The organism is Clostridium sp. AM42-4 (assembly GCF_003480105.1).
Classification (GTDB): domain Bacteria; phylum Bacillota; class Clostridia; order Lachnospirales; family Lachnospiraceae; genus Brotaphodocola.
On the sequence record NZ_QUIK01000007.1, the window covers coordinates 106,522 to 118,981 of the forward strand.

A 12,460-nucleotide genomic window follows, 5' to 3' on the forward strand; every position below is an offset into this window, starting at 1 on the left:
GTATCAGCGAACAGCAGCCAATTTCCTGTAACTCCTCCAGAAGTACAACACCTCTGCCACTCCCGTGATCGCCCAGGAAAAGAAATACAAAAGATACAGCGAAGTGAGTGTGTGGAAATGGGCAAAGACCGTAAATACCCAGATCACACGGAATACGCAGGATCCTAAAATGACGATGATCGTCGGCGGGATACTCTTTCCGATTCCTCTGGATGCCGCGATGGAGCAGTCCATAAATGCAGAAACCGCATAGGAAAAGCTCATGACGTAGAGACGTTCCCGACCTGCGTGGATGACGGCTTCTTCCGTTGCAAACAGCGATAAAAATTCATGCCCGAATACAAGGAACAGGGTGCCGAATGCTACTCCGATTGCAAATGCATAGGTCAGGCAGATAAAGTAGCTTTTTAACACCCGGTCCTTTTTTCCTGCGCCGAGGTTCCGGCTCATAAAGCTGGCACAGGCAGTATAAAAAGCAAACATGGAATTGTAGACCAAAGGGTCTGTGTTTGCGGCCGCCGCGTTTCCGGATACGGTAACTGCATCAAACGAATTCACGCCTGCCTGCACAAACAGATTCGCGATCGCAAAAATGGCCTGCTGCAGACCTCCCGGGATTCCAAGCATTAAAACAGCCTGTCCAGCCACCTTGTGGTAGCGGAGTTTGCTGATTTGCAGCCTGCAGACATCTCTCCGGCACCACAGGTGATGCAGGATCAGTCCCGCTGACAGATACTGCGCCATAACACTGGCAATCGCCACGCCTTCTGCCGCCATATGAAACCCGATGACAAAGACCAGGTTCATAATCACATTCAGGATTCCTGCAATAAACAGGTATACCAGCGGACGTTTTGTGTCCCCTCTGGCACTCATCACGCCGTTGCCGAAATTGTAAAGTCCCAGCGCAGGCATACCAAGGGAATAGATCCGCAAATAGCTCACGGCACCATCCAGCAGTTCTTCCTTTGTATTTAACATGAGAAGAAATGTTTTCGAACAGGTCAGCCCGATGATGCAGATCAAAAGTCCGGTCAGAAGACAGATCAGGCAGGAGGTATGGATCGTTTCCTGCGTTTCCCTCTGGTTTCCGGCTCCCAGGCTGTGGGCCACGCGGACATTGACTCCGCTTCCCATGCCAATAAGAAATCCGGTAAACAGCGTGACCAGAAGGCTGGTCGACCCAACCGATCCCAGCGCCCGGTAATCCGCGAAGCGGCCCACCACAGCCACATCGCTTAGGTTGAACATGACCTCTAAAAGCTGGGAAAAAATCAGCGGGCAGCTGAACAGAAAGATATTCTTCCAGAGAGACCCTTCTGTCATGCTGACCGCAAATGCCTGATTCTTCTTTGAATCCGTATGATTTAATTTGTCAGAGCCCTGATTACTGCTCATACAGCTTCAGACTCTCCATAATGATATCGACACAACGCTCAATTCCAAGCTTCCCGCTGTTTAAGCTCAGATGATAGTTTCTTGGGTTGCCCCACTCATTTCCGCTGTAATACTGGTAGTAATCACGGCGCTTCTGGTCAATCTGGCGCATACGGTTTTCCATCTTCTTAGCGCTTTCCTGCGGCTCTAATGCTAACATACGCTCCACACGCTTCTTCATACCAGCACAGATGAACACATGGAAGCCGTCCTCCACCAGAATATCGGAGCAACGGCCAATGATCACGCAAGGGCCTTCCTGAGCCAGCTTTTTGATGATCTGGGACTGGGCCATAAACACCTGGTCAGATACCGGAACTTCATATAAAGGAGAAAACGGATTCACGGATACATAATCGTGATCGATCCGCTCCTTGTTTCCAATAACTTCGTCGTGGCTGTGGAAGACTTCTTCGGAAATGTTGCTGTCCTCTGCCGCCATAGAAATAATTTCTTTATCGTAAAATGGAATGCCAAGCTTTTCTGCCAGACGGAACCCCACCTCACGTCCACCGCTGCCAAACTCACGGCTTATGGTAATGACTCTGCTCATAATTGTTTCCTCCTCTCCGGTATCTTTCCCATTTTCCGAGAATGCTTCACACGATTCCATGTGCACCACCCCTGCTGCATTGTTTTCGGTCACCACGCCCTTTCAAAAAGGCATGTACTGACACCGTAAACCGCACGGATACCGTGTCTCCATCTTAGCATGTTTATCCACAGAAAGCTACCGCTTCCGACAAAATTATGCACCAATTTTCCCTAATTTTGTCGCCTGCTGCAATTTCACCAGCCACAATCGGTCCATGGATTTATTCTATCCCGGTGCTCCTGGAATTTTCCAGAAATTCATACGCGATCCGCTCATCTCCATTTGCGAGATGAATGATGCCGCATCTCTGGAATCCGTTTTTTTCCAGCACGTGCTGCATCGGAAGATTATTTCTGTGCGTGTCGATCCGCAAATCCCCGCCGCTGTGCTTCGCGCACCAGCGGATGCAAAAAGATCCGGCTCCTTTTACCCGCCCCGGCGCTGCCACGCGGTGCATGATATGATAGTTTTCATTCCCGATCCAGCTTCCCTCATAGATCTTTGCGTAATCCGGATCTGGTCCTTCGGAAAAATAGAATACTCCGGCAAGGATTCCCTCTGCTTCACAGACATAGCTTTTTCCTTCGCGGATATCTGCTTCCACCTGCTCCACAGGCGGATATGTGGTTCCCCACTGGCTTCCATTTCCGGTTTTCTGCATGAAGGTTCGCGCTTCTGCGTACAACTTTAAAATTTCCGAGAGATCCTGCTCTTTTGCTTTTCTGATTTCCATTTATTTCACTCCGCTCTTCTTATTCGATTTTCCATGTACTTCTTGAAAAACAACCGATTCATTCGTTCTATGTACAGTCCGCGAAACAACCGTTTCACACTGTCACGGAAAATCATGCACCATTTTCACTCATGTTTACACAACGGTTTGAAATCAGCGGATGAAATTGGTCCTTGCCCGTTCTTCTCTTCCAGTCGGCGCGGTAATTCCGGCTTTCTTTCCAGCCTCCAGACATTTGATTACCCACGCCATGTTGCGTCCGAGGGTACGCATGGTCTGCAGTCCTTCCAGATCCTGCATCACCTCTTCCGGCTTGTTGCCATGTACCATGTTCCAGTACTGGGAACCAACCGTTACCATGTTTGTAATGCCGAAATACTTATTCAGCACATCGAAAGATGCAGTCGTTCCGCCGCGTCTTGCAGAAAGCACTGCTGCCCCTGGCTTATACGCAAAGGCACTGCCAGCGGAATAAAACAGGCGGTCCAGGAAGGAAAGCACGCGTCCACTTGGATGAGCATAGTAAACCGGGCTTCCGAAGATAAATCCATCTGCCTCTTTTGCCTTTGCAGCTACCTCATTCACCTTATCCTCACCGAACACACACTGTCCAAGCTTGCCGCATGCGCCGCAGCCAATGCAGTCCCGGATCGCATCTTTTCCAAGCTGGATGATCTCGGTCTCCACGCCCTCTTCATTCAATGCCTTTGCTGCCTCGCTCAGTGCTGTAAAGGTACAGCCATGCTCATTTCCACTTCCGTTGATCAGTAATACTTTTGCCATGTGAATCTTCTCCTTTCGTTCCATCCATTGTTTTTCGATTCGTCTTTTTATCTCTTTCAACCGGACAACCAGTTGTTCGATGCAGACAGCCGCAATCTGCCGGCATATCCTGGTTTTCCAGCCGCGGATCGTAACTCTTTCTACTTATTACAAGAGTCCTGCTGCCCGCATGAGATGCTTCGCCAGCACTGCCGTTGTCACCGCACCAACACCGCCCGGTACCGGAGTTGCCGCCTGGGCTTTCTCTAAAATGGTATCGTAATCCACATCCCCGCAGAGTTTTCCGTTTTCATCCACATTGATGCCGACATCGATCACCACTGCATCATCGCCCACATAATCGCCGTTTAACATTTTTGCGCGTCCGGCTGCTGCCACCAGGATTTCCGCATTCCGGCAGGTTCCTGCCAGGTCTTTCGTTCTGGTGTGGCAGATGGTGACAGTCGCATTTTCCTTTAACATTAACATGGAAAGCGGCTTTCCGACTACCATGCTGCGTCCCACGATCGTCACGCGTTTTCCGGTCATCGGGATCTCGGCTGCCTTCAATACCTCAATGACAGCCTCAGCGGTGCACGGAGCAAAGCCGCTGTTATCGCCTGCAAATACCTTTGCGATGTTTACCGGTGAGATTCCATCCAGATCCTTTTTCGGATTGATCATCTGCTCAATGTCCTTCTCGCAAATCTGCTTTGGCAACGGACGGAGCATGAGAATTCCAGTCACATCCGGATCCTCATTGATTTTGGTGAATTCTGCCTTAAACTCTGCATCCGAAATGTCAGCCGGATACACATAAGACTGCACGCGCAGTCCAAAATTTTCCATCTTCTTGGTTGCACCGCGCTCATAAGACATATCATCCGGGTTCTCTCCCACCCGTACAATAGCCAGTTTTGGTGCCTCCCCGGCTCTGTTTGCAAGCGCTGCCTGCACCTCTTCTTTGATCTTGGCAGAAACCTCTGCACCTTTCAATACTCGCATGGAATGTCCTCCCTTATATTCTGTCTCTCTCCGTATTTTGGAACTCTCTTCTTCTCCTTTGTGTATTTTCTATTTTAAAATACACAAAAGCCTTCAAACCACACTGCGTTATCCGACCAGCTGCTTAAGCACTTTCGCATAAATTTCATCGGCCTGTCTGGTTCCCTCTTCGATCAGCTTCTTCGCCCTTGCATTTAACTCTTCCGCTTTTTCCCGGTTCTTCATGGACTTTGTATTGATGTATACATTCATAACCGCACCGGTCAGCGCTGTTCTTGCAAACTGAACAGCCACGCCTACATCTGAAACGGCCATACGGCTGCCCTTCTCCCCCAGGAATTCCAGAAGTTCTATGGTTTCCGCTGCCTTTTCCATCATCTGAAGCGGTACCAGGCTTGCCGCAAGCAGGTTTTCTTCCATAATGCGTGCTTTTACCTGTTTTTCCTCCTCCGTAGAAGCTGGAAGACTGTAAGCCGCAGCCAGCGGTGCAAAGACTCTGGCATCCTGGTCTGCCAGATCCAGAAATTCATTCTGAAGTGCCTGCAGCTTTCCGATCAGCTCCTGCACCTCTTCTTCCACGTCTGCATATTTCTTTTTTCCAATTGTCAGATTCGATACCATCTGTCCCAGTGCTGCTGCCACCGAACCGCCCAGGGCAGACGCACCGCCGCCGCCCGGAACCGGCGCTTTCGATGCCAGTGTTTCAAGCCACAGTCCCATCAGTTCTTTTTCTATCATAATAAGGAATCCTCGCTTTCGTTCTTGCGTTCATCCTCGTGATTATAACATACCAAAAGAAAGAACGCCAGTCCGTGAGTGGATTGGCGTTCCAAAAGTCGCATTCTAAAGTCTGCACGCATTTTTTCTGTTTCGTCCCTGCTATTCCGGTAAATCAGAAAGAACAGGACTGCTATCGAAGCTGTTCCATCGGGTCTTTTCCGAGAATTCCCGGCTCTGTCATGGTGTATGGGTTCAGCACGGTATTTAACTGTTCCGCATCCATCAGACCCTTTTCCAGAATCAGATCCCGTACCTGACGGCCGGTGCGCAGTGCTTCTTTCGCAATGTTTGCTGCTGTCTCATAGCCGACATACGGACAGATCGCGGTGATGACACCGATGCTGTTCTCTACCTCTTTGCGGCAGTGCTCCTTGTTCGCAGTGATTCCGGTAATGCAGTTGTCCACCAGCGTCTTTACCGCATAAGTCAGTGTCTCGATCGATTCAAATAAATTATAGAAAATGATCGGCTCAAAGGCATTCAGTTCCAGCTGTCCGGCCTCTGCCGCCATGGTGATCGTTACATCGTTTCCGATGATATTGAAAGCAACCTGATTGACCACCTCCGGGATAACCGGGTTGATCTTGCCCGGCATGATGGAAGAACCATTCTGTCTCGCCGGAAGGTTGATCTCGCCAAAACCGGTTCTCGGTCCCGATGACATCAGACGCAGGTCGTTGGACATCTTGGACAGGTTCACGGCGCAGTTTTTCACAATGCCGGATACCGATGCATAGCTGTCGAGGTTCTGGGTCGCATCGATCATGTCATAGGACTGCACCAGCTCCTCACCGGTTAACGTGGACATATTTTTTACCACGCGGTGAAAATACTGGACATCCGCATTCAGTCCAGTTCCGATCGCGGTACCGCCCAGGTTTAAGCAGCGGATTTCTTCCTTCGCATTGTCGAACCGTCTGATATCGCGGCGGATGGCCGATGCATATGCGTGGAATTCCTGTCCCAGGCGGATCGGCACGGCATCCTGCAGCTGGGTTCTGCCCATCTTGATCACGGAATCAAACTCTTTCGCCTTGTCCATGAGTGCCTCTTCCAGGCGTTTCAGCTGCTCCTGCGCATTGCCCAGCAGCTTTAACGCTGCCATCTTTCCGCAGGACGGGAATACGTCATTGGTGGACTGTCCAAAGTTAACATGGTCATTCGGGTTGACCAGCTTGTAATCGCCCTTTTTCCCACCCAAGATCTCGATTGCACGGTTTGCAATGACTTCATTTGCATTCATGTTCAAAGAAGTTCCGGCGCCGCCCTGGATCGGGTCTACGATAAACTGGTCGTGCAGCTTTCCGGCAATGATCTCGTCGCAGGCCTGGGTAATGGCCGATGCCCGCTTCTTATCCAGCTCACCCACCTCAAAGTTGGTGATGGCCGCCGCCTTTTTGATCTGCGCCACACTGTTGATCAGTTCCGGATGCATTTTCAGCCCCGTTATATTAAAATTCTCATAAGCACGAAGCGTCTGAACCCCATAATAGGCATCCTCCGGCACTTCCTTTTCTCCGATCGAATCGTGCTCCAGACGATATTTCTTTTCCTCTTCCTTCATGTTCCTGATCCTCCCATGTATCTTTTCGTCCAAATGTCCTGCCATACAAATATTCCATGCTTCCCTGCAGGCTGCTGCCGTTTTCTGCCATCTTGTTCCCGCATTTGTGTCCCGCAGCAGAATCTCTCTTATGTGGTGCTGACATTGTTTGTTCTTGACACCAGTATAATTTGGCACTACACTATTTTCAAATACTTATAAAATCATACTTTTTATAGATATTTGTCTATATCAGGAGGAAGTTATGTTTCAGGGGATGCGTTACGTTTATGAAGTTTACAAAGAAATGAGCTTTTCGAAGGCCGCCCGCAATCTATTTATCAGCCAGCCATCATTAAGCGCTGCCGTCAAAAAAGAGGAAGCCCAGATCGGCTTCCCCATCTTCGACCGCAGCTCCAACCCTATCCAGCTCACAGATCCCGGAAAAGAATACATCCGCTCCATTGAGATCATCATGGATGTGGAAAACGGATTTCAGAATTATATCAATGACATGCGGGAGATCAAAAGCGGCTCCATCTCCATCGGAGGCACCAACCTCTTCATTTCCTATGTGCTGCCGCCGTTTATTTCCAGATTTACGGAGCGCTATCCGCAAGTTCACTTAAATCTGGTCGAAGCAACCACCTCAGAGCTGACCAAAAAGCTGTTTTCCGGCTCCCTGGACCTTCTGATCGACAACCAGAACATGGACCCTGCAGTCTACAGCAAACGCTTCTTTTGCGAAGAACACCTGCTGCTGACCGTTCCGTCCCGTCTTTCCATCAACGAGACGATGAAAAACTATGCCTTCACCGCTTCCGATATTCTGGAAAACCGGCATTTCAACTCCCGTATCCCACCGGTTTCCCTGGAACATTTCCAGAATGAAAACTTTCTCCTTTTAAAAGGTGGAAATGATACCAGAACACGAGCTGACCGGATGTTCCACAACGCGCACGTTCTTCCAAAGATCCGCTTAGAGCTGGACCAGCAGATTACAGCCTACAATCTCTCCCGGCACGGCATGGGGATCTCCTTCAGCTCAGACACCCTGATCCGCCACGTTCCGGACAGCGAAAATCTGGTGTACTATAAGCTCAACCACCAGGATGCTTCCCGGGAAGTGAATTTTTATTACAAGCGCAGCCGGTATATGCCAAAGGTGGTCAGCACCTTTCTGGATATGATCTGATCTTTGTGGGAAATTTTCGCACAATTTCCCACAATTTTTGCCAGCAAATGCTTTACCGATTATCTATAGTATCTATATCACTTATAGATAGTTGTCTATATCGTTTACGTTTACCCTTCCACAAGAAAATGTCCTTTGGCATTTTCTGGCACTTTCTTGACATTTTTGTCCTCTGATTTTATACTTATTTTAATCGATTACATAAGGGGGACTACCTATGAAAAAGATCCTGGAAGAATTCAAGGCATTCGCGCTGAAAGGCAACATGATCGACATGGCAGTCGCTGTGATCATCGGCGGCGCATTCAACGGACTGATCACCTCTCTGGTTGAAAACGTAGTCATGCCGGCCTTAAGCCTGATCACCGGAAAAATCGACTTCAGCAACATGTTTATCGCCTTAAACGGCGAACACTATACAACCCTGGAAGCAGCAAAAGAACAGACCTCTGTCATCGCCTATGGTCTGTTTGTAACCCAGCTGATTAATTTCCTGATCATGGCCTTTGTTGTATTCCTGGTCATCCGCCAGCTGAATAAACTGTACAAAAAACCGGCTCCGCCTGCAGCACCAACCGAGAAAGAATGCCCATACTGCAAGACCAAGATTGCGATCGCAGCGACCCGCTGTCCGCACTGCACTTCCATTCTTTCCGACGAGTTTCAGAAAGAGGCTGTGGAAAAACTCTCTTGACGAGTTTCTTTGTTTCTGCTAAAATACCGCAGGAACAAACAAAATCCATTTCGGTTCACGCGATGCGCAGACAGAAACGGATTTTGCCAATAACTAACTACATATGATAGGGCGCAAGGTTTTGCGCTACGGTCGGACATCCATAATCCAGTTCTGGGTTGTGGATGTTTTTTATTGCACTTCCATACAGAAAGTGCATCCGTGGTACATCCGCTGATTTTGCGCCAGTACACACAGAAAGGACATCTGATTCTTATGAAAAACGAACTTTTTGAAACAACGCCGGTTCCAAAAGCGTATCTCACGCTCGCATTTCCGGTCGTACTCAGTATGATGGTTTCTCTCATCTACAACATGGTAGATACCTACTTCATTGCACTCACCGGCAAACAGGACCTGGTGGCCGGTGTTTCCCTGGCTGTTCCCGTATTCACGCTGATGATCGCCTTCGGAGATATCTTCGGACTTGGCGGAAGCTCCATCATTTCCAGACTGCTTGGCGAAAAAAACGAAACTGCAGCAAAGAAAGCCAGCGCATTCTGCATCTGGACTTCCATTGGTTTCGGACTTCTGGTGACGCTCATCCTGCTTTTGTTCCGCGCCCCGGTTCTAGCCCTGCTTGGCGCCAAAGGAACTACTTACCAACATGCCAGTGATTATTATACCTGGATCGCCATTGGCTCCGCAGCCATCATCTTCGGTCTTGTTCCAAGTAACATCCTGCGCACCGAGGGAATGGCAGCCCAGGCTATGATCGGTTCCATACTCGGTTCTATCATCAACATTGTTCTGGACCCTATGTTCATCTTCGTGCTAAACCAGGGCGCAGCCGGTGCCGCCATTGCAACGGTGCTTGGAAATGTATTTGCGGACTGCTATTACCTTTTCGTCATTGTAACAAAATCGCAGCGCCTCTCCGCATCCATCCGGGAAATCCACATTTCCGGGACCATGGCGCGGGATATTTTCACGATCGGCATTCCTGCTTCCATCACCAACCTAATGCAGAGCTTCATGGTCATGATGACCAACCATTTCCTGCTTGCTTACGGTACCGATAAGATTGCAGCTATGGGTATCGCCCTGAAAGCCAACATGATTACTGCGCTGATCCTGGTCGGCTTTGCCTTTGGCGGCCAGCCGCTGATCGGCTATAACTACGGCTCCCGGAACCAGAAACGGTTAAAAGAAATCCTGAAATTCGCTTATCTTCTGGAGATGGGACTCGGGCTGGTCTTCACGATCCTGATGAGCGTATTTGCCCCGGCCATCATCGGCATTTTCATGAAGGATCCCGACATTATGGCAAACGGCGCTGCCATGCTCCGCTGCCAGCAGCTCGGCATGGTCTTCATGTCTGTCACCCTGGTCTCCACCTGCGTCTGCCAGTCAGTCGGAAATGCCCTCGGCGCATTCCTTTTATCCGTATGCCGCCAGGGTGTACTGTACGCCGCTTTCCTGTTTCTTCTCTCTAATCTGTTTGGATACCACGGTGTCCTGTTGTCGCAGGCATGCGCAGACCTGGCAACCGCGGTGATGGCGGTGTGCATTATACGGAATTTATTCAAAAAATGATGAAACCTGCATCTGATGCTTCATCGTCCGAAACAAATGCGTGCAAATGATAACACCCACCATGATTGACAGATAATCCGCCGTCGGCTGCGCATAAATCACACCATCCAACCCAAACAGATGATTCAAAATAAAAATCAGCGGAATAAAAATCAGTCCCTGGCGGCAGACCGTAAGGATGAGGGAAGGCAGCGCCTTTCCCATGCCCTGGATCGTGTTGATGCACAGGAACAAAATTCCGATGAACGGGGCGGAAAGCTGCAGCGCAATGACCATCCGGATACCATATTCCACGACTTCTGCGTCGTTGATGAAGACCTGGATCAGGGACTTTCTTGCAATGAGCATAAACAGGGTCAAAATAACTCCCATAACCACTGAAACGGCGCCGGTAAATTTGAACACCTGCATCAGGCGCTTCTTATTTCCAGAGCCGTAATTGTAACCGATCAACGGCTGGATTCCCACACAAAGTCCGATCTGCAACAGCACTACCAGCATATTCGACTTCATTGCCACGCCCATTGCCGCAACCGGCGTATCGCCATAGCCGACCAGCGCCTGATTCAAGATGATGTTCGCAAAACTCATCAGAATGTTATTCAAAGAAGCCGGAATACCGATTGCCGCAACCGCTACGGCAATTCCATCTCCCATCTTAAAATCTTTCAGATGAATGGACAGCATCGATTTGCCGCGCACATAGTAGGCAATATAGAACAGGCAAGCCGCAATGTTTCCGATCACCGTTGCAAGCGCTGCCCCGGAGACACCCCAGCCAAGCCCCAGGATCATAACCGGATCCAGAATAATATTTACAACCGTTCCAAGCAGGTTCCCGATCATGGATTCCCTGGATGCACCTTCGCCGCGCAAGATATTCGCAAATGCGGTCGAAAACATGATGGTCGGCGCACCAACAGCAATGATCGTCAGATACTGTCTTGCAAAATCAATGGTATTCGCGCTTGCACCGATCAGGCGCAGAATCTTTTCCATACAAAGCACGGAAACTGCTGCCACAATGACGCCAAGTCCCAACGAACCATAACAGCAGAAGGAACTAATATGCCATGCACGGTCCTTTCTCCGTTCTCCCAGCGCTCTTGAAATTGCCGAGCTTCCGCCAATTCCAAACAAATGTCCCAGTGCCATAAAGATCATAAATACCGGCGTAGCCAGTGACACGGCTGCTACCTGAAGCGGATCTTTTGTCTGTCCAATGAAAAATGTATCCGCCATGTTGTAAATAACCACAACCAGCATGGAAATCATCGTTGGAATCGCCATCGTCGCCACGGCCTTCGGCACCGGGGCATTTTCAAATAAATCTGTGTTTGCTTTCACTGTCTTTTCTCCTTTTCCTGCGTACCTTCCTTTTTAGAACGTTTCTTCCCAAAATCTTTATGCCAACGTTCCTATTCTAAACGGCATTATGCTTATTGTAGTATTATTTTCATGTGGACGTCAAGTAGATACCATGGGTTCCGCAATACAAAAATATCTTGCAGTATGTACGCAATAGCAGCCTCTAATTTCTGCCCTTTATAAATCACAAAATTCTTTTTGTCTTTATCTGTAATAAAATTATCTGCCAGGATAATCATGTCTTTCTGAATAGAATCCTTTAATTTTGTTCCGACTAATTTTCTCATTTCAAAAAGATCATCAAATTGCATTATCTTCCCTTCCTTCTGATGCTATTATATACACTTCACACTCTAAAACAACAAGATGTATAAAAAAGTTTTTTACATTTCTTCTCATCGAACGGAGGTGGTAGACGTGATCTTAACAGAATATGACGAACAGAAATACCGGGCTATGGAGAAAAAAGAATGGCTTGCAGAGGGTGAAAAGCTCGGGGAAGCACGTGGTGAAATGCGAGGTGAAATGCACGCCAAAAAGGAATCCATAATGAAATTCACTGCCATACAAAAACAAGTCTGATTGAGTCTGTAAAAAACTCCGAAAACTCTGTTTTCGATTAGAGTTTTCGGCATCCAAATTTCCTGTCAGTGTTTTGAATTTTTTCATTTTCAAAAACTCTTTAGAGCAAAGGACACACTGTCACAAAAAGACAGTGTGTCCTTCGCTTTTACTACAGCTATATCGTCCGATATACCCTCACAATGTAGCCG

General features: G+C 48.6%; 13 protein-coding genes. 4 read left to right on the top strand and 9 right to left on the bottom strand.

What is annotated here, in order from left to right; genetic code table 11:
• Nucleotides 1–3: 3 nt before the first annotated feature.
• The 7 genes from DW922_RS07465 to DW922_RS07495 form a co-directional block, all read right to left on the bottom strand.
• Nucleotides 4–1,398, bottom strand: a complete 1,395-nt coding sequence (locus tag DW922_RS07465) for an MATE family efflux transporter (protein ID WP_118726206.1) — start codon at nt 1,396–1,398, stop codon at nt 4–6.
• Nucleotides 1,388–1,990, bottom strand: coding sequence for a cytidylate kinase-like family protein (locus tag DW922_RS07470; protein WP_118544105.1), 603 nt, complete (start codon nt 1,988–1,990; stop codon nt 1,388–1,390). Before DW922_RS07470 ends, DW922_RS07465 begins: the two co-directional genes overlap by 11 nt.
• Nucleotides 1,991–2,252: 262 nt before the next feature.
• Nucleotides 2,253–2,765, bottom strand: a complete 513-nt coding sequence (locus tag DW922_RS07475; RefSeq protein WP_118726207.1) for a GNAT family N-acetyltransferase — start codon at nt 2,763–2,765, stop codon at nt 2,253–2,255.
• 153 nt (nt 2,766–2,918) lie between these two features.
• Nucleotides 2,919–3,548, bottom strand: coding sequence for a flavodoxin family protein (locus tag DW922_RS07480; protein ID WP_118726208.1), 630 nt, complete (start codon nt 3,546–3,548; stop codon nt 2,919–2,921).
• Nucleotides 3,549–3,695: 147 nt separating this feature from the next.
• Nucleotides 3,696–4,532, bottom strand: coding sequence for a bifunctional 5,10-methylenetetrahydrofolate dehydrogenase/5,10-methenyltetrahydrofolate cyclohydrolase (locus tag DW922_RS07485; protein ID WP_118726209.1), 837 nt, complete (start codon nt 4,530–4,532; stop codon nt 3,696–3,698).
• A 108-nt stretch (nt 4,533–4,640) separates the two neighbouring features.
• Nucleotides 4,641–5,270 (bottom strand): cyclodeaminase/cyclohydrolase family protein, encoded by a 630-nt coding sequence (locus DW922_RS07490; protein WP_118726210.1) that lies wholly within the window; start codon nt 5,268–5,270, stop codon nt 4,641–4,643.
• A gap of 172 nt (nt 5,271–5,442) precedes the next feature.
• A complete protein-coding gene (locus DW922_RS07495; protein ID WP_118544076.1) occupies nt 5,443–6,876 on the bottom strand; it encodes an aspartate ammonia-lyase in 1,434 nt (477 codons plus the stop codon).
• Nucleotides 6,877–7,120: 244 nt separating this feature from the next.
• On the opposite strand from DW922_RS07495, the gene DW922_RS07500 reads away from it, so the two are divergent.
• The 3 genes from DW922_RS07500 to DW922_RS07510 all read left to right on the top strand — a co-directional run bounded on the left by DW922_RS07500 (nt 7,121) and on the right by DW922_RS07510 (nt 10,319).
• Nucleotides 7,121–8,050, top strand: a complete 930-nt coding sequence (locus DW922_RS07500) for a LysR family transcriptional regulator (protein ID WP_118726211.1) — start codon at nt 7,121–7,123, stop codon at nt 8,048–8,050.
• A gap of 226 nt (nt 8,051–8,276) precedes the next feature.
• Nucleotides 8,277–8,744 carry a large conductance mechanosensitive channel protein MscL gene (gene mscL, locus DW922_RS07505; protein WP_347560280.1) on the top strand — a complete coding sequence of 156 codons (468 nt, stop codon included), beginning with the start codon at nt 8,277–8,279 and terminating at the stop codon, nt 8,742–8,744.
• Nucleotides 8,745–8,999: 255 nt separating this feature from the next.
• Complete coding sequence (locus tag DW922_RS07510; RefSeq protein ID WP_118726247.1) at nt 9,000–10,319, top strand: MATE family efflux transporter; 1,320 nt, start codon at nt 9,000–9,002, stop codon at nt 10,317–10,319.
• Here the strand turns inward: DW922_RS07510 and DW922_RS07515 are convergent.
• Both DW922_RS07515 and DW922_RS07520 read right to left on the bottom strand, forming a co-directional pair.
• Nucleotides 10,305–11,666 (bottom strand): MATE family efflux transporter, encoded by a 1,362-nt coding sequence (locus DW922_RS07515; protein ID WP_118720941.1) that lies wholly within the window; start codon nt 11,664–11,666, stop codon nt 10,305–10,307. The two genes, DW922_RS07510 and DW922_RS07515, sit on opposite strands and share 15 nt — an antisense overlap.
• A 92-nt stretch (nt 11,667–11,758) precedes the next feature.
• A complete protein-coding gene (locus DW922_RS07520) occupies nt 11,759–11,998 on the bottom strand; it encodes a hypothetical protein (RefSeq protein ID WP_118726213.1) in 240 nt (79 codons plus the stop codon).
• Nucleotides 11,999–12,104: 106 nt separating this feature from the next.
• Between DW922_RS07520 and DW922_RS17475 the strand changes: the two genes are divergently transcribed.
• On the top strand, nt 12,105–12,269 hold the full coding sequence (locus DW922_RS17475) for a hypothetical protein (protein ID WP_154106747.1): 165 nt from the start codon (nt 12,105–12,107) through the stop codon (nt 12,267–12,269).
• The last annotated feature ends 191 nt before the right edge of the window (nt 12,270–12,460 follow it).